Origin of the sequence: Streptomyces sp. NPDC058576, from assembly GCF_042718715.1 — a bacterium.
GTDB lineage: Bacteria > Actinomycetota > Actinomycetes > Streptomycetales > Streptomycetaceae > Streptomyces.
In genome coordinates, this window is record NZ_JBHXPF010000039.1 from 40,539 (window position 1) to 63,885 (window position 23,347).

The following is a 23,347-nucleotide window of genomic DNA, read 5'->3' on the forward strand; positions in this document are numbered from 1 at the left end:
GGACGGCCGGCGTCCCGGAGGACCGGCAACGGCGTTCTGTAGCGCAAACGTTGTCGCGTCCGGCAGGTCGGGGCCCCGGAAGTGGATACGCTCATTGATTGACTCGCGGCTCGGGCAGGAGCCCAACTGCCGTCAACAGGGGATGATGCGCGATGACCAACACACCTTCCGCCGACCACTTCGCACCGCTCGCCGAAGGAGACCCCGCCGTGGTGGGGGGTTACCGGCTGGCCGCCGTGCTGGGCGCGGGCGGGATGGGCAAGGTGTACCTGTCGTACACGCCTGGGGGCCGGCCTCTCGCGATCAAGGTGATCCGGGCGGAGTTCAGTGAGGATCCGGAGTTCCGGCGGCGTTTCCAGCAGGAGGTGCGGGCCGCGCAGCGGGTGCAGGGTCTGTACACGGCTCCGGTGATCGACTCGGACACCGAAGGGGCGCAGCCCTGGCTGGCGACGGCCTATGTGCCGGGTCCCTCGCTCGCGCACGCGGTGGCCCGGCACGGCGGACTGCCGTTGCGCAGTGTGCTGCTGCTGACGGTCGGGGTGGCCGAGGCGCTCGGGGTCATCCACGGTGCGGGCATCGTCCACCGCGACCTGAAGCCCGCCAATGTGCTGCTGGCCGCCGACGGTCCGCGCGTCATCGACTTCGGCATCGCCCGGGCCGCCGACACGACCGCCCTGACCGGTACCGGTGTCAGCGTGGGAACCCCGGCGTTCATGGCGCCGGAGCAGGCGGCGGCCGGCACCGTCACCCCGGCCACCGACGTCTTCGCCCTCGGCCAGATCGCCGCCTACGCCGCGATCGGCGCACCCGCGTTCGGCGACGGGCCCTCGCACGCGGTCCTCTACCGGATCGTCCACGAGGACCCCGACCTCAGCCGGCTGCCCGACGCACTCCGGCCCCTGGTCGCCCGCTGCCTCAGCCGCGACCCGGCCGACCGCCCGTCCCTGGCCGACATCATCCGCATGTGCCACGACATCTCACCCGAACCGCTCCGCCAGGGCGAGGACTGGCTCCCGCGGGCGGTCGCCGGCTCGATCACCGAGCGGCTGCGGATGCCCGCCCCCGCACCCACCCCGCCGCCCGCACACCCGCCCACCCAGTTCTCCCCGCAGTCGCAGTCGCCGCCCAGCCACGCCACCCCGACCGGACACGCGGTCGCCGCCGCCCCGACGCAGACCGGCCCCCGGGCGCCCGGGGCAGTACCGCCGCCCGGTCCGCCGGGATCCCCGATGCCGCCCCCGCCGGGTTCGTACGGCCCGACGCCCGCCGCTCTCCACCGGCCTCCCTCCGCGCCGCTCCAGCGGGAGAAGCCCAGGCGGACCGGGCTGATCGTCGCCGCCTCGGTCGTGGGCGCGGTCGTCGTCCTGGCAGTCCTCGGCTCCCTGCTGCGGAACTTCGGCGGGCAGGACGACAAAGACCCGTCGCGCGGCAGCAGCGCGAGCAGCGGAAGCGGAAAGGGCGACGGGGGTGGCGGCGGGCAGGAGCAGAAGGACCCCGCGCCGGTGTCGTACAAGGGCCTCGACATCCCCGAGAACCACTTCGTGATGCTGGCGGACAACCCGCCGCGTCCGCAGAAGAGCGGGAACGGGCGGTCCAGCAGCGACGCGGACCTGCAGTTCGAGCCCGAGACGCTCAACGTCGTGGAGAGCGACGAGCTACGCACCCGCAACGGCAACCTGGTCCTGCTGGCCGCCGGGCAGAAGGGCTCGTTGGAGACCTGCCGGTCGGTGACCCGATACACCCGGGAAATCCGGCTCGACCAGCTCACCGAGGGATCGCAGATCTGCGTTCTCAGCAACGCGGGGCACATCGCGGTGGCGGTCTACCGCGGCGCGTCGGGCAGCGGCAGCCCGAGCGCCTACATCAGCCTCGACCTCACCGTCTGGCGCAACGCGGCCGAACCCGTCGACGGGCCGTAGGACGTCCGGCGAGGAAATCCGGCCCCCCGGCCCTGAACACCCGCCGCGCCCCGCCCGTACTACCGGGCAACTCCCCGCACAAGCCGGGTGCGTACCCGTACGACAGGACGGGTACGCACCCGGGACCCGCGCCGGGGCGGGTGGCGCAGGTCAGCCGCCCAGCGCGTGCGACACCGAGTAGATCGCCAGGCCCGCCAGCGCGCCGACCACCGTGCCGTTGATCCGGATGAACTGGAGGTCGCGGCCGATGTGCGCCTCGATCTTCTTCGAGGTCTGGTCCGCGTCCCAGCCCGCGACCGTCTCGCTGATCAGCGAGGTGATCTCCGCGCGGTACGTCGTCACCACGTACACCGCCGCGTCCTCCAGCCAGCCGTCCAGCTTGCCCTGGAGCCGTGCGTCGCTCGCCAGTTTCGCGCCCAGCGACATCAGCGACGCGCGGGCCCGCAGCCGCAGTTCGCTGCGCTCGTCCTCCGCCGCCGAGAGGATCATCGTGCGGACGGAGGACCAGGCCGAGGCGATGACGTCCTGGACCTCGGCGCGGCCCAGGATCTCCGACTTCAGCCGCTCCACGCGGGCCCGGGTGTCGGCGTCGCTCTGGAGATCGGCCGCGAAGTCGGTCAGGAACGTGTCGATGGAGCCGCGCGCCGGGTGCTCCGGCATGTCCCGCATCTCCGTGACGAACCGCAGCAGCTCCTTGTAGACCCGCTCCCCCACCCGCTTGTCCACGAACCGCGGGGTCCAGCCGGGGGCCCCGCCCTGCACCGCGTTCATCACCGAGTCGCCGTGCTCCACCAGCCAGTCGTGCGCCCGTACGCAGACGAGGTCGACGACCTTGCGGTGGCCGCCGTCCGTGACGACCTTCTCCAGCATCTTGCCGAGGCCCGGGCCGATCTCCACCGCGTTGGCCCGGCGGGTGATCGCCTCGCCGACGATCGCCTGGACGTCGGAATCCCGAAGGACCGTCAGCGCCCCGCGCAGCGCGGTCGCCAGCTCGGCGGTGACCCGGTCGGCGTGGGCCGGCTCCGCGAGCCAGACACCGACCCTCCGACCGACCCCGAGAGCGTGAATTCGGTCACGAATGACGTCTCCGGAGAGAAAGTTCTCCCCAACGAAGGAACCGAGGGACTGTCCTAGCTGATCCTTCTTGGTGGGGATGATGGCTGTGTGCGGAATGGGCAGGCCGAGCGGGCGCCGGAAGAGCGCCGTCACGGCGAACCAGTCCGCCAACGCGCCCACCATCCCCGCCTCGGCAGCCGCCGCGACGTAGCCCGGCCAGCCCCCCACACCTGAGTTCTTCGCCCAGGTGGCCAGGACGTAGACGAGCGCGACGAGCAGAAGGAGGCCGGTGGCCGTGAGCTTCATGCGCCGTACGCCGCGCTGTTTCTCCTCGTCGGCTGCGGTGTACGCGAACGAGGCCAGCGGGCCCGCGCCCACCCTCGGCTCCCGTGCCTGCGCCGACGCCTGTGCCTGCGCCGGCGGCAGGGCCGCCCGCTCCGATCCCTCCGGCCCTTGCGCCGCGTCCTTCTGCACCGCGTCCCCGTCCTGCTCCTGCTCGCCGGATCCGGTCCGTTCCATCCGCTCCACCCGTCCGCGTACGCCTCTCCCCCGTGACGTACGCATTGTCCCTACCTCCCCTACTCCCGGGCCGCATGTGGAGTTCCCGAAGGCCTGCCGCATCATGGGACCAGCACGATCATCACAAGGAGAACCACCGCACATGCCAAGGCGCCAGGGGTATGCCCTGCTCATCGCCCTAGTGGCGGGCACCGCCGCGCTCGCCGCCGCCGTCGCCTTCGCCACGACGCTGCTCTCCGGCCCCGGGTCGACGCCGCTCCCGCCGGCCGAGACCCAGGCGGCGGCCCGTAACCCGGTCGCCCCCGCCACCTCGGGCGGCACGTGGACCGCCACCTGGACCGCCGCGCCCGTCGGCGCCGAACCGGGCACCGAGCAGGGGCTCCCCGGGCGCACCATCCGTAACGTCGTACACACCAGCGTCGGCGGGAACGTCGCCCGCATCACGCTGTCGAACCTCTTCGGCACGACACCCCTGGTGGTCGACCAGGCCACCGTCAACACCCGGCCGGTCACCTTCAAGGGCGCCGCCGCCGTCACCGTCGCCGCGGGCGGACGGGTCATCAGCGACCCGGTCGTGGTGCCCGTGGCCCCCGACTCCGACCTCCAGGTCAGCTTCCGGACCCCGCAGGGCGGCGGTCCTGTCACCTACCACCCGTACACCCACCAGACCTCGTTCCTGATCGACGAGCGCGGCACCTTCAGCACCGGCAACTGGCGCTATCTGACCGCCGTGGACGTCCGCAGCGAGCGGGCGCTCGGCGCGGTCGTCGCCCTCGGGGACTCCCTGACCGCGGGCAGCGGCTCCACCACCGACGCCAACGCCCGCTGGACGGACGTCCTCGCCGACCGGCTGGGCGGCCGGTACGGGGTCGCCAACGCGGGCATCGCGGGCAACCGGGCCGTGGGCGCCGGCCGCGGCACCGGGGGCCAGTCGGGCACCGACCGGCTCGACCGGGACGTCCTGGAGGTCGCCGGAGCCCGGACGGTCGTCGTGGCGCTCGGCATCAACGACGTACAGCAGTACCCGCAGGAGCCCGACCCCCAGCGCATCGTGGACAGCCTGCGGGCCCTCACCGACCGGGCGCACGCGCGCGGGCTCCGGGTCGTCGGCGCGACGCTGACCCCGTTCGAGGGCTTCGCGACCTGGACGCCCCAGCGCGACGCCGTACGCCACGCGGTCAACGAGCAGATCCGGGCGGGCACGGTCTTCGACGCGTACGTGGACTTCGACGCGGCGGTACGCGACCCGGCCGCGCCGAACCGGCTCCTCGCCACGTACGACTCCGGCGACCACCTGCACCTCAACGACGACGGATACCGCGCGCTCGGCGACCGGGTGGACCTGAAGTCCCTGGACCGCGCCCGCGCGCCCCGGTCCGACGCGCTGTGAGGAGCATCCGGCTTACGGTGAGGGGCTTCCGGCGCGCCGTGAGGCGCTGAGGAGGCGCTGCTTCGGTCCGGAGGCCGAAGCCCGGGGGGGGCCGGGGCCGCCCCTGCGCCCCCGGCCCCGGTCCCTCAGAGCTCCTTTCGGCGGCCCTCGCCCGGCCCCTCCAGCCCGCTCCGGTGGCGCGCCTCCATTTCGGCTTCCTTCGCCTCCTTCAGGCGGCGGCGCTCCGCCTTCGTCCGCTTGCGGTCCACGCCGACGCCGCCCATCAGGGCGAAGCCGGTGATCCGCACGTGCGGGGCGTCCGGGGCGGGCTCGCCCTCCTCGTTGGAGCCCTCGCCGAAACCGCCCATGATGCCGATGCCGCGGACCTCGACGTTCAGCTCCGGCGGCGCGGTCACATGGATACCGCCCATGATCGTGATGCAGCGGATGACGACCTCACGGTCCTCGAAGTTCGCCTCGCGCAGATCGATCTCACCGCCGCCCCACATCGCGAACCCGGTGAACGTCCGGGCCACCGTCCAGCGGCCCTTGCGGTTGAAGCCGCCCCACAACGCGAACCCGCCCTTGGACGTCGCGGTGCCGCCGATCCGCGCGGGCCAGTTCGCGGCGGAGCCCCGCAGCGGGGCGGGGGCGGACGAGCCCACCGGAGCGACCGCCGAGCCCGGTGCCGGGAGGTCCTGGACCAGCGGCTCCAACTCCCCGTGGGTACGGGCCTTGTAGGCCGTTTCGAGGCGCTGCTCGAACTCGTCCATATCCAGTCGGCCCTCGGCCACGGCCTCGCGCAGCAGTTCCGCGATCCGCTCCCGCTCGGCATCGGAGGCGCGCATGTCCGGACTCTCACTTGTCATACCGCGCAGCCTATTGAACACACCCGTTCCCGGCACAGACCCGCAGGCCCACGACCTGGGCGCGCCGCCCGGCGAACCCCCCGGGAGAGTGCGCGTCAGGGCGCGGACTCGTACATCCTCGCGATGACGGCCTCGATGTCCGGCTCCCGCACCGACAGGTCGACCAGCGGGTAGTCCGCGGCGATCCGCGCCACCAGCGGGGCCGCCGACGCGGCGGCCGGGAACGCCAGCCACTGGCGCGGGCCCTCCACCTTGACCGCCCGCAGCACCGGCGCGTCTCCCGCGCCGGCCGACTCCAGCACGATCGGGGGCAGTTCGCTCTCCAGGTCCACCACGAGCATGCGCTCGCTCTCCCCCACCTCGTGGAGGCCCGCCAGCGAACCGTCGTACATCAGACGGCCGTGGTCGATCACCATCACCCGGTTGCACAACTGCTCGATGTCGGTGAGGTCGTGGGTCGTCAGCAGGACCGTCGTGCCGCGCTCGGCGTTCAGCTCCTTCAGGAACTGCCGCACCTTGGCCTTGGAGATCACGTCCAGGCCGATCGTCGGCTCGTCCAGGTACAGCACCTCGGGATCGTGCAGCAGCGCCGCCGCGATGTCGCCGCGCATCCGCTGCCCCAGGGAGAGTTGCCGTACGGGCACATCCAACAGCTGGCCCAGGTCGAGGAGTTCGATGCAGCGGTCCAGGTTCTCCCGGTAACGCCGGTCGGGGATGCGGTACATGCGGTGCATCAGCCGGTACGAGTCGCGCAGCGGCAGGTCCCACCAGAGGGTCGTCCGCTGGCCGAAGACGACGCCCATGCGGTGCGCCAGGCGGGTGCGTTCGCGGGAGGGGTCGATGCCCGCGACGCGCAGCCGGCCGCCGCTGGGGGTGAGGATGCCCGTCAGCATCTTGATCGTGGTGGACTTCCCGGCCCCGTTCGGGCCGATGTAGCCGACCATCTCGCCGCGCGCGACCTGGAAGCTGATCCCGTCCACGGCCCGCACCTCACGGCGCTCCCGGCGCAGCAGACCCGCCCGGCGGCGGACCTCGAAGACCTTCTCGACGCCGTCGAGGCTGATGAACCCGTCGTCCGCCATGCCCGTGCCCTTCCCCGTAGTCCCGTCCGACCTGGTCGGCTCCTGGCTCCTCAACTGCCCGTGCTCCGGTAGGACCGCAGCCCCGCCCGCCACGCCAGGCCCGCAAGACCGCAAGCGCCCGCCGCGACCAGCGGCGGCAGGAAGGCCACCCACTGCGGCAGATCCACCGGGTACTCCCGCCCCAGCACGTACAGCGCGGGCAGCCAGCTCGCGAAGGCCAGAGGCACCACGAACGTCACGCCGCGCACCAGGTCCTTCGCGAAGACCGTGGGCGGGTACTGGAGCAGCGTCGTCCCGCCGTACGTGAAGGAGTTCTGCACCTCCGAGGCGTCCTGCGCGACGAACTGGAACGCCGCTCCCGCGATGAAGATCGCCCCGAAGATCGCCGCCCCGCTGACCACCGTCATCGGCAGCATCAGCATCTTCACCGGTGTCCAGGCGATGTCGAGGGTGACCAGCGCGTAGCCGAGCACGAGCAGGCCCTGTGTGATCCGGCCCAGCCGGCGCAGCGCGAACCGGTCCGCAGCCACCTGCGCCAGCACCGGCACCGGGCGCACCAGCAGGGTGTCGAACGTCCCGTCCCGGACGCGAGAGCCGACCCGGTCCATCGACCCCAACAGCAGGTCGCACACTCCGAACGCCGTCGCCGACAAGCCGTACAGCAGCGCGACCTCCGGCAGCGAGTAGCCGCCGAGCGCGTCGACGTGCGTGAACATCAGCAGGATCGTGACGAAGTCGAAGGCCGTCACCGCGAGGTTCCCGAACAGGGTCATGGCGAACGAGGCCCGGTACGCCATCGTCGAGCGCACCCACATCGCCATGATCAGCCCGTACGCCCGGAGCCCTTCCAGCGGCCGGGGCCGTTCCTCGAAGGCGAAGCCGGCCGGCACCCGCTCCTCCTCGGTCCGTACCGCCACCGTGTCAGCCACCCTGCACCACCACTCTCCTGGTCGCCACGGTCTGCAGCAGGCGGCCCGCCCCGAGCAGCACGACCGCCCATCCGGCCTGGAACACGTACGCCTCCACCAGCCCCCACCCGGTGTGCTTGCCGAGGAACACATCGGCCGGCACCTGGAGGAGCGAGGACCACGGCAGGGCCCGCGCCACCTCGCCCAGCAGCCCGGGGAACAGGTTCAGCGGCAGCAGCATCCCGGAGAAGAACAGCCCCGCCAGCATGGCCATCTGCATCGCGCCCGCGCCGTCGAGCAGCCAGAAGGCCGACATCGCGACCAGATAGCGCACCGCGAAGCTGACCACGACGCCCAGGAACACCGACATCAGGAACGCCGGCCAGGTCCAGAGCGATCCGGGGAGCGCGAGGTCGAAGGCGAGCGCCCCCAGGAACATCGGCACCACCCCGCGCCCGACCAGGTGGAACGCCGCCCGGCCCAGGTCCGCCGCCAGCCACCACAGCTGGAGGTCGGCCGGCCGGTACAGATCGACGGCGATGTCGCCGGTGCGGATCCGCTCGACCAGCTCGCTCTCGAAGCCCGCGCCCATCATGGCGCTGGCCGCCAACAGGGCCTGGCCGAGCCAGACGTACGTCAGCGCCTGGGAGGTGTCGTAGCCGCCGAGCTGCGGACGTTCGTCCCACAGGGCGATATAGGTGTACGCCATGATGAAGCCGAAGACGGTGTTGGTGAACACCCCCGCCGCCGTCGCCGTCCGGTAGGTGGCGTAGCGCCGGAATCCGCCCGCCGCCACGACTGCGTACAGCCGCATGCCGCCCCCTCTCCCCCGCCGCCACCGGCTCCCGGCACCAAAGCGCACGACCCTAGTACACGCGCGAGGGCCGCCGCGAACCGTTTTCTCACGGCCGGAGAGCGGCGGGACGACGACCGGAGGAGGGAACAAGACGATAAGAAACGCAGATTTCCTGACGAAACGGGCACTATGGGAGAACTGACCACGTCTCAGGAGCCCCCACCGACATGAGCGACGAGCCACAGAGCTGGGCCCCCCGCGACTCCTCAGGCGCGGCGGCCTCCACCGGAAACCACGGGCCGACGTCCGGGAAGAAGCCCGGAAAGAAGCCGGGAAAGAAGACGCGGCCCCGGCGCACCGGCTGGCGGCGGGCCGTCCCCACCTGGCGGCTGACCCTCGGCACCGTCCTCGGCCTCGCCCTCCTCCTGGGCGCCGGGGTCTTCGCCGCCTACCAGCTCGTCGGCATCCCGGCCGCCAACGCCGCCGCCACCGCCCAGTCCAACGTGTACCTCTACAACGACGGCAGTGTCATCGCCCGGGACGGCGACGTGAACCGGGAGAAGGTCAGGCTCAACCAGGTCCCCCCGTCCGTCCGGCACGCGGTCCTGGCCGCCGAGGACCGGGACTTCTACTCCGACGACCGCGCCGTGGACGTGAAGGCGATGATCCGGGCCGGCTGGAACACCGTCACCGGCAAGGGCAAGCAGGGCGGCTCGACGATCACCCAGCAGTACGTGAAGAACTACTACCTCGGCCAGGAACGCACCGTCCTGCGCAAGGCCAAGGAAGCCATCATCGCGGTCAAGCTCAACCGCGAGGAGACCAAGGACCAGATCTTCGAGGGCTACCTCAACACCAGCTACTTCGGGCGCAACGCGTACGGCATCCAGGCCGCCGCCCAGGCGTACTACGGCAAGAACGTCGAGGACCTCACCACCGCCGAAGGGGCGTACCTCTCCGCCCTCCTGAACGCCCCCAGCGCCTACGACGTCGTCGCCCACCCCGACAACAGGGCCGCGGCCCAGCGCCGCTGGAACTACGTCCTGAACGGCATGGTCAAGGAGGGCTGGCTCGATGCGGCCGAACGGGCGACGACACCGTTCCCCACCCTCGGAAAGGCCAGACCGTCGACCGGGCTCTCGGGGCAGCGCGGTTACATCGTGCAGGCCGTCGAGGACTACCTGAACCGGCGCGGCATCCTCGACGCGAAGACCCTCGCCACCGGCGGCTACCGGATCACCACCACCCTCGACAAAGCCAAGCAGGACGCCTTCGTCAAGGCCGTCGACGAGAACGTGACGTCCAGGACCAGCGCCGAACGCGAGGCCGACCGCAACGTCCGCGTCGGCGGCGCCTCGATCGTCCCGGACACCGGCGAGGTCGTCGCCCTGTACGGGGGCATCGACTACACGAAGCAGTACGTCAGCAACGCGACCCGCCGCGACTACCAGGTCGGCTCCATCTTCAAGCCGTTCGTCCTCACCTCCGCCGTCGTCAACGACTCCACCACCCAGGACGGCCGGCCCATCACCGCCAACACCGTCTACGACGGCACCAACAAGCGCACGGTCGTCGGCGTGCAGGGGTCCACCGACTACGCCCCCGCCAACGAGGACGACGTCGACTACGGCGACATCACCGTGCGCGTCGCCACCGACAAGTCCGTCAACTCCGTCTACGCCCAGATGGCGCAGGACGTCGGCCCCGGAAAGGTCCGGGACACCGCGGTCGCCCTCGGCATCCCCACCGACACCCCCGACCTCACCGCCTCCCCCTCCATCGCGCTCGGCACCGCCAACGCCAGCGTCCTGGACATGGCCGAGGCGTACGCCACCCTCGCCGACCACGGCCGGCACGGCGACTACGTCCTCGTCGAGAAGGTCACCAAGGACGGCGCGGAGATCGAGCTGCCCGAACGCACGACCGAGCAGGCCGTCAGCCGCGAGGCCGCCGACACCACCACCGCCGTCCTGCGCAGCGTCGTCGAGGGCGGCACCGGCACGGCCGCCCAGGCGGTGGGCCGCCCCGCCGTGGGCAAGACCGGCACCGCGGAGGAGGACCGGGCCGCCTGGTTCGCCGGGTACACCCCGGACCTCGCGAGCGTCGTCGCCGTGATGGGCCAGAACCCCGACACCGGCGCCCAGACCCCGCTGTACGGAGCCCTCGGCCTGTCCCGTGTCAACGGCGGCGGCGCCCCGGCCGAGACCTGGGCCGCCTATACGGAAGCGGCGCTGCGCTCCTCCCCGGCCCAGGAGTTCGACCTGCGGCCGGCCCCGGGTTCCGCCGAGGGGGACGAAATCCTGGTCGACGAGGACTCCGACGGGAGCACGGACCCGTCCTCCTCGTCGGAGCCCGACACCACCCCCTCCGGCAGCTCGCCGCCCTCACCCGGCACGGACACCGGCGAGAACACCACCGGGGACACGACGGACGGGACGGACGGCGAAGCGGACGGCGGCACGGGCAGCGACGGCGGACCCAGCGGAACGGACGGCGGGGCGGACAGCGAGGCGGACAGCGGATCGGGTTCGGGGGGATCGGGGTCGGGCGGATCGGCCGGATCCACCGGCGGCGCGACAGCCGGAAACGGCGGGTAGGCCGAACCGCCGGCCCCGAGCGCCCCGGCCCCAGTGCCCCGGCCTCAGCGCCCCGGTCTCAGTGCCCCGGTCTCAGTGCCCGGAGGTCGCCTTCAGGCCGACCACGGCCACCAACAGCAGACAGACGAAGAAGATCCGGGCGGCGGTCACCGGCTCGTTCAGTACGACCATGCCCAGGATCGCCGCACCGGCAGCGCCGATACCGACCCACACGCCGTACGCCGTACCGATCGGCAGCGTCTTCGCCGCATGCGACAGCAGCACCATGCTCGCCGCGATCCCGAGGCCGGTGAACACGCTCGGCCACAGCCGGGTGAACCCCTCGGTGTACTTCATCCCGATCGACCAGCCCACTTCGAGCAGACCAGCGATGATCAACAGAACCCACGCCATGACAGGCACCTCCGACGAAACCGCGAACAGAACGGGTGCGTCGTCTTTGCCAACCCGGTACGGCGCGTCTCGTCGGGGTGCTTCCACCGTAGCAAAAATCGGCGAAAGGGCCTGGTGACACCGGTCACCAGGCCCTCAGGGCCCTCATCAGGGGCCCACAGAGCTCCAGGGGGCCCACAGATCGACAGGGGGCCTTACAGGATCTACAGATACAGCCCGGTCGAATCCACCGACCCCTCGAACCGGTCGGCGGCCACCGCGTGCAGATCACGCTCCCGCATCAGGACGTACGCCACGCCCCGCACCTCGACCTCGGCACGGTCCTCGGGGTCGTACAGCACCCGGTCGCCGGGCTCCACCGTGCGTACGTTCTGCCCGACCGCGACGACGACGGCCCAGGCGAGACGCCGTCCCACCGCGGCCGTCGCCGGGATCAGGATGCCGCCGCCGGAGCGCCGCTCGCCCTCGGACGCGTCGTTGCGCACCAGAACCCGGTCGTGCAGCATCCGGATCGGCAGCTTGTCGTCGTGGGTGGTGCCGTGGGTGTTCTCGCTCACGCCCGCAACCTACCTGCCGTGCGCCGGACCGTACGCCTCCGGGTTCCGCATCACGCGCGGCGGTACTTCGACATGGTGAGCAGCCCCACCACGCCGACCACCAGCAGCGCCGCGGGGATCACCCGCTCCAGCCGCGGAGAGCCGTCCTCCGCGACGAACTGGGCCTTCACCTCCGACACCGAGCGATTCACCGCGACGAAGGCGCGGCCGGCCGTCCGGTCCACCGACTGGGCCGCCTTCGCCTTGGCATCTCCGATGATCGTCTTCGGGTGTACGCGCACCCCGATCTCGTCGAGCACCACAGCGAGCTGCTCGCGCCTGCTGATGATGTCCGCCTCGATCTGCGCAGGGGTCCTGGCATCCGACACTGCGCCGCCTCCGTGATCGTCGTCCGTTGAACCTTCGTCTGAAACCTTCGTCGACAGTCTGTCAGCTCGAACCCCCGCACACCCGGCGGCACCCCTATTACCCTCGGTCCCGTCCGACCCGCGCACCACCCGAGGAGAACCACATGAGCGAGCGACTGAAGCCCGGCGACACCGCTCCCGCCTTCACCCTTCCCGACGCCGACGGCAACGAGGTGTCGCTCGCGGACCACAAGGGCCGCAAGGTCATCGTGTACTTCTACCCGGCCGCTCTTACCCCCGGATGCACCAAGCAGGCCTGCGACTTCACGGACAACCTCGACCTCCTCGCGAACGCCGGCTACGACGTCATCGGCGTCTCCCCCGACAAGCCGGAGAAGCTCGCGAAGTTCCGCGACGCGGAGAACCTCAAGGTCACCCTGGTGGGCGACCCGGCGAAGGAGACCCTGGAGGCATACGGCGCCTTCGGTGAGAAGAAGCTCTACGGCAAGGTGGTGACGGGCGTGATCCGTTCCACCGTCGTCGTCGACGAGGACGGCAAGGTCGAACATGCGTTCTACAACGTGAAGGCGACCGGTCACGTGGCGAAGATCATCAGGGACTTGGGCGTCTGACGCCCACGGCCCGGGGCCACGGCCCCGGGCCACCCCGACCAACCCGCCCCCCTCACACGATTCCGGCAATACCGGCGATTTCGACCGGCGCGCGACCGGGGAACGTGTTCAGATCATGTGAGGGAGATCGCATCGGCCCACGAAGTCGGTTTGCGACCGCCATGACTGCGCAGAAGCTTTTCCTGGAACACACTCCGAGGAAAGGACCCGGCCATGGCGGCCCCCGACCCCCACCAGGCGGCCGACCCTCTAGCGGTCAAGCGCCACCCCACGCTCTTCCGGGCCATCCGGAAGCGGCGGAACCCGCGGCTGCGCCGGACGGACATCACCGTCACGGACGACGCCGCGGTCAAGCGGGCCGTGAAAGCGGCCTCGCTGGGCAACGCCATGGAGTGGTTCGACTTCGGGATCTACTCCTACCTGGCCGTGACGATCGGGCAGGTCTTCTTCCCGTCCGGGAACGAGACCACCCAGCTCCTCTCCTCCTTCGCGACCTTCGCGGTGGCCTTCCTCGTCCGGCCACTGGGCGGCATGTTCTTCGGCCCGATGGGCGACAAGGTCGGCCGCAAGAAGGTCCTCGCGCTGACGATGATCCTGATGGCCGTCGGCACGTTCGCGATCGGCCTGATCCCCTCGCACGCCACGATCGGCGTCTGGGCCGCGGTCCTGCTGATCTTCTTCCGGATGCTCCAGGGCTTCTCGACGGGCGGTGAGTACGGCGGTGCGTCCACGTTCATCGCGGAGTACGCCCCCGACAAGCGGCGCGGGTTCTTCGGCAGCTTCCTGGAGTTCGGCACCCTGGCCGGCTACGTCGGCGCGGCGGGCCTCGTCACGGCCCTGTACGCCCTGCTGAACGACGCGCAGATGGAGGCCTGGGGGTGGAGGATCCCGTTCCTCGTCGCGGGCCCGCTGGGCCTGGTCGGCCTCTACCTGCGACTGCGCCTGGACGAGACCCCGGCCTTCCAGAAGCTGGAGGGCGGCACGGCGCACGCGAGCGAGGCGGCGGACGGCGTCGAGGCCACGGCCAAGGGCGACCTCGCGAAGATCTTCCGGCAGTACTGGCCGACGCTGATCCTCTGCATCTGCCTGGTCGGCGCGTACAACATCACCGACTACATGCTGCTGTCGTACATGCCGACGTACCTCTCGGACGAGCTCGGCTACAGCGAGACGCACGGCCTGCTGATCCTGCTGGCGGTGATGGTGTTCCTGATGCTGATCATCAGCCAGGTAGGCAAGCTCTCCGACCGCTTCGGCCGTAAGCCGCTGCTGATGGCCGGCATGCTGGGCTTCCTCTTCCTCTCCCTCCCCGCCTTCCTCCTCATCCGGGTGGACGGCATCCTCCCGATCACCATCGGCATGCTGATGCTGGGCCTGTCCCTGGTCTGCATGCTCGGCACGATGTCGGCGGCGCTGCCGGCCCTGTTCCCGACGAACGTCCGCTACGGGTCCCTGTCGGTCGGCTACAACCTCTCCGCGTCGATCTTCGGCGGCACGACCCCGCTGGTGATCACGGCCCTGATCAGCTGGACCGGCTCCAACCTGATGCCGGCGTACTACGCGATGGCGGCGGCCCTGGTCGGCCTGATCGCGGTCGCCTGCATGAAGGAGACCGCCCAACAGCCGCTGATCGGCTCGCCGCCGTCGGTCGAGACGGACGAGGAGGCGGCGGAACTGGTCCAGGCGCAGGCGCCCGAGCCGAAGTTCTGAGCCCCTTCGCTTCTTTGCAGACCCCCTCTTCGGAGGAACGGCCCGTACCGCTCGCGTCGAGCGGTACGGGCCGTTCTCGTTCATCACCGGAATTCGGGCGTGACTGTCCGATAAACGGTTCGTTACTCCGTACGAGGCCGCGAACGTACTCGCGGCCGGGATCGGAGGGGACATGGGGAACAGCCCGTACACACGGGAGCGGCTGGCGGAGGCGGCCTCGTCGTCGCGGACGCTCTCGGAGGCGTTGACGAAGCTGGGGGTCGATCCGAAGAGTCCGACGCGGCGGTATCTCCTCGACCGCATGCGGAAACTCGGTGTGGACACTCGCCACTTCGAACGTGAAGGCGCGCGCTGGACGGAGGAAGTACTTCAGGCGGCCGTCGCGTCCTCGACCACGATGTGCGAAGTGCTGCGTCGCCTCGATCTTGAGGTGGTAGGGGGCCAGCACACCCACATCAGCCGCCGCGTCATGGCTCTGGGGATCGACACGTCGCACTTCTCGGCGCCTCCGAGGAAGGGCGAGATACGGCGCCGGCGTCCGGAGGAACTGCTGGTGGACCAGAGCCAGAGCCTCGCACGCCGCGTACCTGGCGAGCGGCTGAAGCGGGCCATGATCGCCATGGGTGCCACGGAGCGCTGCGCCCTCTGCGGCACGGGACGGACGTGGCGGGACCGGCCTTTGCCTCTTGAGGTCGATCACATCGACGGCAACTGGCGGAACAACCGGCCGCAGAATCTTCGGCTCCTCTGCCCCAACTGCCACTCGACGACCGACACGTATCGCGGTCGCGGCAAGGGACGTCGCGCCTCGGCACGAGGTGAGGGCTGATGAGCACCCGCCGCGGCTATACACAGGAGCGGCTGGCCGAGGCAGCCCGTCAGTGTGCCGACATCGAGGAGGCCATCGCCTTTCTGGGCACCCGCCCTTACGGCAAGCTCAGCCGCTACCTGTTCGCTCGCTTCAAGCATTTCGGGATCGATGTGTCCCACTTCTCCCGCCGCAACTACCGCAGAACCGGAGAACGCCCCTCCACCATCGAACTCGCAGAGGCCGTCACCGCCGCCGTCTCCATCGCCGACGCCCTCAGGCGACTGGGCCGGACGGACACCACGAGCCAGCGACAGCACCTACGCCAGTGGATCGCCGAAGACGGGCTCCCCACCTCGCACATTCTGGGCCAGGGGCACCCACGAGGAAACGTCGGACCAACCCCGCTCAAGACCGCTGAAGAGATCTTGGTGAAGCACGAGGGCAAGCGCCGCACAAGAACGGCGCTACTGCGCCGCGCGCTGAGGGACGTCGGCCTCTCGGAGCAATGCGCCGGATGCGGAACCGCAGCAGTGTGGCTGGGCAGGCCCATGACGCTGGAGGTGGATCACATCAACGGTGACTGGAGCGACGACCGCAGGGAGAATCTCCAACTCCTCTGCCCCAACTGCCACGCGGTGACCCGCACCTGGTGCAGGGGCGGCAAGGTCGCGAAGTGCTGAACCTCTCTCCCCACATAATCCGCCGCACGCCCTCCCCGGAGGGCAGTAAGCTGAGATCTGCTGCGCGGCCGTGGCCAAACTGGTATCGGCGGGTGTTTTAGGGGCATCTGGGAGAAATCCTGTGTGGGTTCGAATCCCACCGGCCGCACGCCACGAAAAGGGGCCGTCCCGATCGGGACGGCCCCTTTTCACATTTCACCCCGCCAACTCCCGCACCACCGGCACCAGCGCCCGGAACGCCTTCCCCCGGTGGCTGATCGCGTTCTTCTCCGCCGGGGTCAGCTCCGCGCAGGTGCGGGTCTCGCCCTCCGGCTGGAGGATCGGGTCGTAGCCGAAGCCGTGTTCGCCCGACGGGGTGTGGCGCAGGATGCCGTTCAGGCGGCCCTCGACCACGCGTTCCGTGCCGTCGGGGAGGGCCAGGGCCGCGGCGCAGGCGAAGTAGGCGCCGCGGTGGGTGGTGTCGATGTCGCCGAGCTGGGCCAGGAGCAGGTTCAGGTTGGCCTCGTCGTCGCCGTGGGTGCCGGACCAGCGGGCCGAGAAGATGCCGGGGGCGCCGCCGAGGACGTCCACGCAGAGGCCGGAGTCGTCGGCGACGGCGGGCAGGCCCGTGGCGCGGGCCAGGGTGTGGGCCTTGAGGAGCGCGTTCTCGGCGAAGGTGACGCCGGTCTCCTTGACGTCGGGGATGTCGGGGTACGCGCCCGCGCCGACGAGGTCGAGGTCGAGGCCCGCGTCGGCGAGGATGGCATGGAGTTCGGTGATTTTCCCGGCGTTGCGGGTGGCGAGGATCAGGCGCTTCATGGGGCGATTATCGCCGCCTGGGTGACGGGCGGGGCGGGCCGGTCGCGCCTCCGCCCCGCCCGGCCCCTGGGGTCACGGGCTGCAGACCTTGCCGATCTCCGTCGCCGCGTCCGTGACCGGGGTGATGTCGGGGGTGGCGTCGCCGGCCTCGATGGACCGGCGGACCTCCGTGACCCCGGTCTGGAGGTCGTCGACCGCCTTGGAGAGGTCGGCGTTGTCGGTGGTGTCGTCGAGCTTCTTCAGCTCGCGGTCGATCTCGTCCAGGGATTCGGAGGCCTGGGTGATGTCCTCGGAGGCGTTGGAGACGGCCTGCTGGAGGTTGTTGACGCTGGTGGCGATGGCGTCGGCGGTGCGGACGCAGTCGAGCGCCTTGTCGAGGCCGGCGCAGCCCACGGCCGTGGTCAGCGTCAGCAGGGTGGCGGCGGTGGCGAGTGCGATACGTCGGTGGCGGCGCGAAGCCATGGTGCGGTCCCTCCCCGGGATCGATACGTGGACGGACGCACGGTTCGACCCGTGCGCCCGTATCCGTAACGACGCTCTGTCGTGCGTATTTGGTTGCTTCTTTACCCGGGGAGGGTGAGTCGCTACGCCTCCCGCGTGCTCGCGAGTGCGTCGCGCTGGAGCGTGGCGAGGTCGACGCAGCCGGCGGTGGCGAGGTCGAGGAGCGCGCCGAGTTCCTTGCGGTCGAAGGGGGCGCCCTCGGCGGTGCCCTGGACCTCGACGAAGCGGCCGTCGCCGGTGCAGACGACGTTCATGTCGGTCTCGGCGCGGACGTCCTCCTCGTAGCAGAGGTCGAGGAGGGGGGTGCCGTCGACGATGCCGACGCTGATGGCGGCGACGGTGTCGGTGAGCGGCTTGCGGCCGGCCTTGACGATCTTCTTGCCCTGGGCCCAGGTGACGGCGTCGGCGAGGGCGACGTAGGCGCCGGTGATGGCGGCCGTACGGGTGCCTCCGTCGGCCTGGAGGACGTCGCAGTCCAGGACGATGGTGTTCTCGCCGAGGGCCTTGTAGTCGATGACGGCGCGCAGGGAGCGGCCGATGAGGCGGCTGATCTCGTGGGTGCGTCCGCCGATCTTGCCGCGTACGGCTTCGCGGTCGCCGCGGGTGTTGGTGGAGCGGGGCAGCATGGAGTACTCGGCGGTGACCCAGCCTTCGCCGCTGCCCTTGCGCCAGCGCGGGACGCCCTCGGTGACGGAGGCGGTGCAGAAGACTTTGGTGTCGCCGAAGGAGATGAGGACTGAGCCTTCGGCGTGCTTGCTCCAGCCGCGTTCGATGGTGACGGGGCGGAGCTGTTCGGGGGTGCGGCCGTCGATGCGAGACATGGGGCCGACTTTATCCGTTGGCGGGGGTGGCTCCGTTCGGGTGCGGTGAGGCCGAACGGGACCGACGCGGTGGCGGTGCGGTGAGCCCGAAGGTGATCGACGTGCCGGGGTGCGCGCGGCAGGCCCCGTCCCCACGCGGTGGGGTGCGGGGCCTGCGGGCGCGGGCGCCTCTCATAGGGGCGTTCGCGGTGTCCGGCGTGGGGTCAGCCGGTCACATCATGTCTTCGATGTCGGCGGCGATGGGGTCCGCGTCGGTGCCGATGACGACCTGGATCGCGGTGCCCATCTTGACGACGCCGTGGGCGCCGGCGGCCTTGAGGGCGGCTTCGTCGACCTTGGCGGGGTCGTGGACCTCGGTGCGGAGGCGGGTGATGCAGCCTTCGATCTCGTCGATGTTGTCGATGCCGCCGAGCCCGGCGACGATCTTCTCAGCCTTGGTGGCCATGTCCTTCTCCCTGGTTTCACGCGCAGACAGCCGCCCGCTGCGGGTCCGTTTCGTCACGGTAACGCACGGTTGGCCCAACTTCGCGGGCGGGTAACCGGACGATCCCGAAGGATGACGATCACCGGCGCCCTGCCTTCGGGATGGACCCCGGACCGTGACGCAACTGGTCTACACCAGTTTGCAACGACCGCCAAACGTGAAGTGTTCCGGGAGGACGCCCATGAGTGCGAGCGCCGCTGCGGCACCGCAGCAGAAATGGTGGAACGGACCGGTCCAGGGCCTGCAGAAGGTCGGGCGCAGCCTCCAGCTCCCGGTGGCGGTCCTCCCCGCCGCCGGTCTGCTCGTCAGCCTCGGCAACCTGTTCAGCTCCTACCTGGACGGCGCGTTCTGGGACAAGACCTCCAAGGTGCTGCTCAACGGCGGCGGCGCGATCCTCGACGGTGAGCTCGGCCTGCCTCTGCTGTTCTGCATCGGTGTGGCCATCGGCTTCGCGAAGAAGGCGGACGGGTCCACCGCACTGGCGGCGGTCGTCGGCTTCCTCGTCTATCGGGGGGTGCTGACCGCCTTCCCCATCGACGGCACCGTGACCGACGAGCTGCCCGACGGCGAGCCGCAGAACCCGGGCGTGCTCGGCGGCATCCTGATCGGTCTGCTGACCGCCGTCGTCTGGCAGCGCTACCACCGGACCAAGCTGGTCGACTGGCTCGGGTTCTTCAACGGGCGGCGCCTGGTGCCGATCCTGATGGCGTTCCTCTGCGTGATCCTCGGCGTCCTGTTCGGGCTGCTGTGGCAGCCGGTGGGCGACGGGCTGACCTGGTTCTCCAAGCAGCTGATCGACCTCGGCTCCTGGGGCGCGGCGATCTTCGGCTTCGCGAACCGGCTGCTGATCCCGATCGGCATGCACCAGTTCCTGAACACGTTCTTCTGGTTCCAGGCGGGCGAGTACACCGGGGCGGACGGCCAGACCGTGCAGGGCGACATCTCCCGGTTCTTCGCCCAGGACCCGTCGGCGGGCCAGTTCACCTCGGGCTTCTTCCCGATCATGATGTTCGGCCTGCCCGCCGCGGCCCTGGCCATCACCCACTGCGCGCGCCCCGAGCGCCGCAAGGAGGTGGGCGGCCTGATGGTGTCGGTGGCGCTGACGTCGTTCGTCACGGGTGTGACCGAGCCGCTGGAGTTCTCGTTCATGTTCGTCGCGCCGCTGCTGTACGGCGTGCACGCGGTGCTCACCGGGGCCTCGATGGGCATCACCTGGCTGCTGGGGGTGCATGCGGGGTTCAGCTTCTCGGCCGGGTTGATCGACTACGTCGTCAACTGGCATCTGGACACGAAACCCTGGCTGATCATCCCGATCGGCGCGTGCTTCGCCGTCGTCTACTACGTGATCTTCCGCTTCGCGATCACGAAGTTCGACCTCAAGACACCGGGGCGCGAACCCGCGGAGATCGAGGAGGAGATGGCGAAGGATCTGACGAAGTAGCAGTGCAACGGGGTTTTGGCCCCGGCCTGACAAGGCCCTCGGACCGCCCGGTCCGGGGGCCTTCGGCATGTCACCCAACGTGCCGTGTCTGCTACTGCGAATGAAGGGGGGAATTGAAGGTTCCTTATCTAACCCTCACCGTGCTAAAACTGGTCTACACCACTGAGTGGTCCAGACCACGGCAGTCTGCCGCAGGGTCTGTCGAGTCGCCGCCTCCCCGCATCAACGACCTGGGCGGCACCGTGTCCCATGGAGGAAGTTGATGACCACGGCTGAGACCGCACCCGCGGCCGAGAAGAAGAAGGGCGCCGGCGCGATGGCCGTCATGCAGCGCATCGGCCGCAGCCTCATGCTGCCGGTCGCCGTGCTGCCGGCCGCCGCACTCCTGGTCCGCCTCGGCAACGCCGACATGCTGGGCCGCGACTCGTTCCCGACCTTCATCACCAAGCTCGCCGGCTACATGGCCGCGGGCGGTGGCGCCATCCTCGACAACATGCCGCTGCTCTTCGCTGTCGGCATCGCCATCGGCTTCGCGAAGAAGTCGGACGGCTCGACCGCCCTGGCAGCCGTCACCGGATACCTCGTCTTCCAGAAGGTGCTCGCCACCTTCACGGACAGCAACCTTCCCCAGGTCGCGAGCGTCGTCGACGGCAAGATCGTGATGAACGACGCCCCCGTCAACGCCGGTGTCCTCGGCGGTGTCGTGATGGGCATAGTCGTGGCCCTGCTGTACCAGAAGTTCTACCGGACCAAGCTGCCCGACTGGGCCGGCTTCTTCAGCGGCCGCCGCCTGGTCCCGATCCTCTCCGCCTTCGCGGGTCTCCTCATCGGTATCGTCTTCGGTCTGATCTGGCCGGTCCTCGGCGCCGGTCTGCACAACTTCGGCGAGTGGCTCGTCGGCTCCGGCGCGGTCGGCGCGGGCATCTTCGGTGTCGCCAACCGTGCGCTCATCCCGGTCGGCATGCACCACCTGCTGAACTCCTTCCCGTGGTTCCAGGCGGGCGAGTACAACGGCGCCCACGGCGACATCGCCCGCTTCCTGGCCGGTGACCCCAACGCCGGACAGTTCATGACCGGCTTCTTCCCGATCATGATGTTCGCCCTCCCGGCGGCCTGCCTCGCGATCGTCCACTGCGCCCGCCCCGAGCGCCGCAAGGTCGTCGGCGGCATGATGTTCTCCCTCGCGCTCACCTCGTTCGTCACCGGCGTGACCGAGCCGATCGAGTTCACGTTCATGTTCATCGCCCCGGTGCTGTACGCGATCCACGCGGTGCTGACCGGTGTGTCGATGGCCCTGACCTGGGCGCTCGGCATGAAGGACGGGTTCGGCTTCTCGGCCGGTCTGGTCGACTTCGCGCTCAACCTGGGCATCGCCACCAAGCCGTGGATGCTGGTCCTGGTCGGCCTCTGCTTCGCGGTGATCTACTACGCGGTCTTCCGCTTCGCGATCATCAGGTTCAACCTCCCGACCCCGGGCCGGGAGTCGGACGAGGAGCTCGCCGAGCTGCAGAAGGCCGAGGCGAAGTAGCCTCCGCCGCACGCACCACGCACCACGCCGAAGCCCCCGCCCCCGAGGATGTCTTTCGGGGGCGGGGGCTTCGGCGTACCCGTCACACCGGGCGTACGGAATCAGGCACGTCCAGCCGGTAGATCTGGCGGGAGCCGCCCTCCGGGCCCGGGTCGGTCGGCTCGCCGGGGCGGAAGCCGAGCCTCTCGTAGAAGACCCGGGCCCCGCTCTCCACCGCCCCGGGGTGGTCGGGTCCGAAGGTGACCACCTCGACGGTGCCGGGCCCCCTCACGTACCGGCGCATCGCCTCCGCCATCAGCAGGCGGCCCACGCCCGCGCCCCGGCAGTGCGCGGCGGTGACGAGCCAGTGGACGTGGTACGTGGGCGGGGCGGCGCCGAACAGCAGGCCGCCGACCGGGCCGGGTGCGGCGGCGGGCTCCGTGGTCTCGGCGATCAGGGCCGCCCCGTCACGGATGTGGGCGTTCACCGCGCGGTGGAAGCCCGGCTCCTCGACCATCGGCCCGAACCAGTGCTCGACCTGGGACGCCAGGGACAGGAAGCCGCCGAGATCGCCCTCCCGGGCGGGTCTGATCGTGATCATCCCGGGAGTCTCGCAGAGCGGGCGACGGCTCGGCGGCCGGCTCTCAGATCTCGTACACCGCGCCCGGGGCGGCCAGTTCCACCGGGCCGGGGTAGACCGCGCGGGCGTCGGCGACGTTGCGGTCGGCGTCGGTCCACGGCGGGATGTGGGTGAGGACGAGCCGGCGCGCTCGGGCGCGGGCCGCCGCCTCGCCGGCCTCGCGGCCGTTGAGGTGCAGGTCGGGAATGTCCTCCTTGCCGTCGACGAACGACGCCTCGCAGAGGAACAGGTCCGCGTCCCGGGCCAGGTCCTCCAGCGCCTCGCAGGCCCCGGTGTCGCCGGAGTAGGCGAGGGTGGAGCCGCCGTGCTCGATCCGGATGCCGAAGGTGTCGACGGGGTGGCGGAGCTTCTCCGTCCGGACCGAGAACGGGCCGATCTCGAAGGCCCCCGACTTGAGGGTGTGGAAGTCGAAGACCTCGCCCATCGACCGGTCGGAGGGGGTGTCGCCGTGGGCGGCGGTCAGGCGCTGCTCGGTGCCCTCGGGGCCGTAGACCGGAAGGGGGCGGGGGCGGCCGCCGCCGTGGGGGTAGTAGCGCACGACGAAGTACGCGCACATGTCGATGCAGTGGTCGGCGTGCAGATGGCTGAGGAAGATCGCGTCGAGGTCGTAGAGACCGACGTGGCGCTGCAGCTCGCCGAGGGCGCCGTTGCCCATGTCGAGGAGCAGCCGGAAGCCGTCGGCCTCTACGAGGTAGCTCGAGCATGCCGAACCCTTGGACGGGAACGAGCCGGAGCAGCCGACGACGGTGAGCTTCATGGAGCGTGAACCTCCGGGGCGCGGGAACGGGGAGGGTTCGTGCGATTCCGTGGGAGCCGCGTGTGGGTTCCTGCGGGATCGGTTTTGCGGTTTGTCGAGCGTAAGGCGCGAAACTCCACGTCGCTCCTCCGCTGCCCTCTGTTGTGGGGGAAC

23 protein-coding genes, 1 tRNA gene and 1 riboswitch are annotated in these 23,347 nt (G+C 70.4%); of the genes, 10 read left to right on the forward strand and 14 right to left on the reverse strand.

Annotated elements, in window-relative coordinates; genetic code table 11:
- Nucleotides 1-152 precede the first annotated feature (152 nt).
- The gene (locus ACFWRV_RS24800; protein WP_384337940.1) at nt 153-1,919 is read left to right on the forward strand and encodes a serine/threonine-protein kinase; all 1,767 of its coding nucleotides are present in this window, start codon (nt 153-155) and stop codon (nt 1,917-1,919) included.
- Between the two features lie 150 nt (nt 1,920-2,069).
- Here ACFWRV_RS24800 and ACFWRV_RS24805 read toward each other — a convergent pair whose 3' ends face one another.
- A complete protein-coding gene (locus ACFWRV_RS24805) occupies nt 2,070-3,494 on the reverse strand; it encodes a DUF445 domain-containing protein (RefSeq protein ID WP_384337941.1) in 1,425 nt (474 codons plus the stop codon).
- 142 nt (nt 3,495-3,636) lie between these two features.
- Here ACFWRV_RS24805 and ACFWRV_RS24810 point away from each other — a divergent pair, with 142 nt between their 5' ends.
- Nucleotides 3,637-4,884 (forward strand): SGNH/GDSL hydrolase family protein, encoded by a 1,248-nt coding sequence (locus ACFWRV_RS24810; protein WP_384337942.1) that lies wholly within the window; start codon nt 3,637-3,639, stop codon nt 4,882-4,884.
- Between the two features lie 125 nt (nt 4,885-5,009).
- On the opposite strand, the gene ACFWRV_RS24815 is transcribed toward ACFWRV_RS24810, so the two are convergent.
- The 4 genes from ACFWRV_RS24815 to ACFWRV_RS24830 all read right to left on the reverse strand — a co-directional run bounded on the left by ACFWRV_RS24815 (nt 5,010) and on the right by ACFWRV_RS24830 (nt 8,536).
- Entirely contained in the window at nt 5,010-5,711 is a 702-nt protein-coding gene (locus ACFWRV_RS24815; RefSeq protein WP_384337967.1) for a DUF1707 domain-containing protein, read from the reverse strand.
- Nucleotides 5,712-5,827: 116 nt separating this feature from the next.
- A complete protein-coding gene (locus tag ACFWRV_RS24820) occupies nt 5,828-6,814 on the reverse strand; it encodes an ATP-binding cassette domain-containing protein (RefSeq protein WP_384337943.1) in 987 nt (328 codons plus the stop codon).
- A gap of 50 nt (nt 6,815-6,864) precedes the next feature.
- Nucleotides 6,865-7,743, reverse strand: coding sequence for an ABC transporter permease (locus ACFWRV_RS24825; RefSeq protein WP_384337944.1), 879 nt, complete (start codon nt 7,741-7,743; stop codon nt 6,865-6,867).
- On the reverse strand, nt 7,736-8,536 hold the full coding sequence (locus ACFWRV_RS24830) for an ABC transporter permease (protein ID WP_384337945.1): 801 nt from the start codon (nt 8,534-8,536) through the stop codon (nt 7,736-7,738). Before ACFWRV_RS24830 ends, ACFWRV_RS24825 begins: the two co-directional genes overlap by 8 nt.
- Before the next feature lie 209 nt (nt 8,537-8,745).
- Between ACFWRV_RS24830 and ACFWRV_RS24835 the strand changes: the two genes are divergently transcribed.
- Complete coding sequence (locus tag ACFWRV_RS24835) at nt 8,746-11,115, forward strand: transglycosylase domain-containing protein (RefSeq protein ID WP_384337946.1); 2,370 nt, start codon at nt 8,746-8,748, stop codon at nt 11,113-11,115.
- 72 nt (nt 11,116-11,187) lie between these two features.
- Here ACFWRV_RS24835 and ACFWRV_RS24840 read toward each other — a convergent pair whose 3' ends face one another.
- The 3 genes from ACFWRV_RS24840 to ACFWRV_RS24850 form a co-directional block, all read right to left on the reverse strand.
- Nucleotides 11,188-11,508: a DMT family transporter gene (locus tag ACFWRV_RS24840; protein ID WP_384337947.1), complete on the reverse strand. Its 321-nt coding sequence runs from the start codon at nt 11,506-11,508 to the stop codon at nt 11,188-11,190.
- A 34-nt stretch (nt 11,509-11,542) separates the two neighbouring features.
- A riboswitch (guanidine-III (ykkC-III) riboswitch) is annotated at nt 11,543-11,606 on the reverse strand.
- Between the two features lie 105 nt (nt 11,607-11,711).
- Nucleotides 11,712-12,065 (reverse strand): GroES family chaperonin, encoded by a 354-nt coding sequence (locus ACFWRV_RS24845; RefSeq protein ID WP_384337948.1) that lies wholly within the window; start codon nt 12,063-12,065, stop codon nt 11,712-11,714.
- A gap of 50 nt (nt 12,066-12,115) precedes the next feature.
- Nucleotides 12,116-12,433, reverse strand: a complete 318-nt coding sequence (locus tag ACFWRV_RS24850) for a DUF3618 domain-containing protein (RefSeq protein ID WP_384337949.1) — start codon at nt 12,431-12,433, stop codon at nt 12,116-12,118.
- Between the two features lie 143 nt (nt 12,434-12,576).
- Between ACFWRV_RS24850 and bcp the strand changes: the two genes are divergently transcribed.
- The 5 genes from bcp to ACFWRV_RS24875 all read left to right on the forward strand — a co-directional run bounded on the left by bcp (nt 12,577) and on the right by ACFWRV_RS24875 (nt 16,393).
- Nucleotides 12,577-13,044 (forward strand): thioredoxin-dependent thiol peroxidase, encoded by a 468-nt coding sequence (bcp, locus tag ACFWRV_RS24855; protein WP_384337950.1) that lies wholly within the window; start codon nt 12,577-12,579, stop codon nt 13,042-13,044.
- Between the two features lie 213 nt (nt 13,045-13,257).
- A complete protein-coding gene (gene proP, locus ACFWRV_RS24860; protein WP_384337951.1) occupies nt 13,258-14,754 on the forward strand; it encodes a glycine betaine/L-proline transporter ProP in 1,497 nt (498 codons plus the stop codon).
- A 172-nt stretch (nt 14,755-14,926) separates the two neighbouring features.
- Nucleotides 14,927-15,583 carry an HNH endonuclease signature motif containing protein gene (locus tag ACFWRV_RS24865; RefSeq protein ID WP_384337952.1) on the forward strand — a complete coding sequence of 219 codons (657 nt, stop codon included), beginning with the start codon at nt 14,927-14,929 and terminating at the stop codon, nt 15,581-15,583.
- Entirely contained in the window at nt 15,583-16,245 is a 663-nt protein-coding gene (locus ACFWRV_RS24870; protein WP_384337953.1) for an HNH endonuclease, read from the forward strand. Before ACFWRV_RS24865 ends, ACFWRV_RS24870 begins: the two co-directional genes overlap by 1 nt.
- Before the next feature lie 64 nt (nt 16,246-16,309).
- Nucleotides 16,310-16,393: transfer RNA gene (locus ACFWRV_RS24875), tRNA-Leu, on the forward strand.
- Nucleotides 16,394-16,440: 47 nt separating this feature from the next.
- Here ACFWRV_RS24875 and rdgB read toward each other — a convergent pair.
- From rdgB to ACFWRV_RS24895, 4 genes are all read right to left on the reverse strand, one after another.
- Entirely contained in the window at nt 16,441-17,043 is a 603-nt protein-coding gene (gene rdgB / locus ACFWRV_RS24880) for an RdgB/HAM1 family non-canonical purine NTP pyrophosphatase (protein ID WP_384337954.1), read from the reverse strand.
- Between the two features lie 72 nt (nt 17,044-17,115).
- Nucleotides 17,116-17,505, reverse strand: coding sequence for a hypothetical protein (locus ACFWRV_RS24885; RefSeq protein ID WP_384337955.1), 390 nt, complete (start codon nt 17,503-17,505; stop codon nt 17,116-17,118).
- A gap of 122 nt (nt 17,506-17,627) precedes the next feature.
- Entirely contained in the window at nt 17,628-18,365 is a 738-nt protein-coding gene (rph, locus tag ACFWRV_RS24890) for a ribonuclease PH (protein ID WP_384337956.1), read from the reverse strand.
- 211 nt (nt 18,366-18,576) lie between these two features.
- Nucleotides 18,577-18,840 (reverse strand): glucose PTS transporter subunit EIIB, encoded by a 264-nt coding sequence (locus ACFWRV_RS24895; protein ID WP_384337968.1) that lies wholly within the window; start codon nt 18,838-18,840, stop codon nt 18,577-18,579.
- Between the two features lie 190 nt (nt 18,841-19,030).
- On the opposite strand from ACFWRV_RS24895, the gene ACFWRV_RS24900 reads away from it, so the two are divergent.
- Together ACFWRV_RS24900 and ACFWRV_RS24905 are read left to right on the forward strand one after the other, a co-directional pair.
- A complete protein-coding gene (locus ACFWRV_RS24900) occupies nt 19,031-20,290 on the forward strand; it encodes a PTS transporter subunit EIIC (protein ID WP_384337957.1) in 1,260 nt (419 codons plus the stop codon).
- A 262-nt stretch (nt 20,291-20,552) separates the two neighbouring features.
- Nucleotides 20,553-21,818: a PTS transporter subunit EIIC gene (locus ACFWRV_RS24905; protein WP_384337958.1), complete on the forward strand. Its 1,266-nt coding sequence runs from the start codon at nt 20,553-20,555 to the stop codon at nt 21,816-21,818.
- An 82-nt stretch (nt 21,819-21,900) separates the two neighbouring features.
- On the opposite strand, the gene ACFWRV_RS24910 is transcribed toward ACFWRV_RS24905, so the two are convergent.
- Complete coding sequence (locus ACFWRV_RS24910) at nt 21,901-22,398, reverse strand: GNAT family N-acetyltransferase (RefSeq protein WP_384337959.1); 498 nt, start codon at nt 22,396-22,398, stop codon at nt 21,901-21,903.
- Between the two features lie 43 nt (nt 22,399-22,441).
- A complete protein-coding gene (locus ACFWRV_RS24915; protein WP_384337960.1) occupies nt 22,442-23,194 on the reverse strand; it encodes an MBL fold metallo-hydrolase in 753 nt (250 codons plus the stop codon).
- Nucleotides 23,195-23,347: the final 153 nt, after the last annotated feature.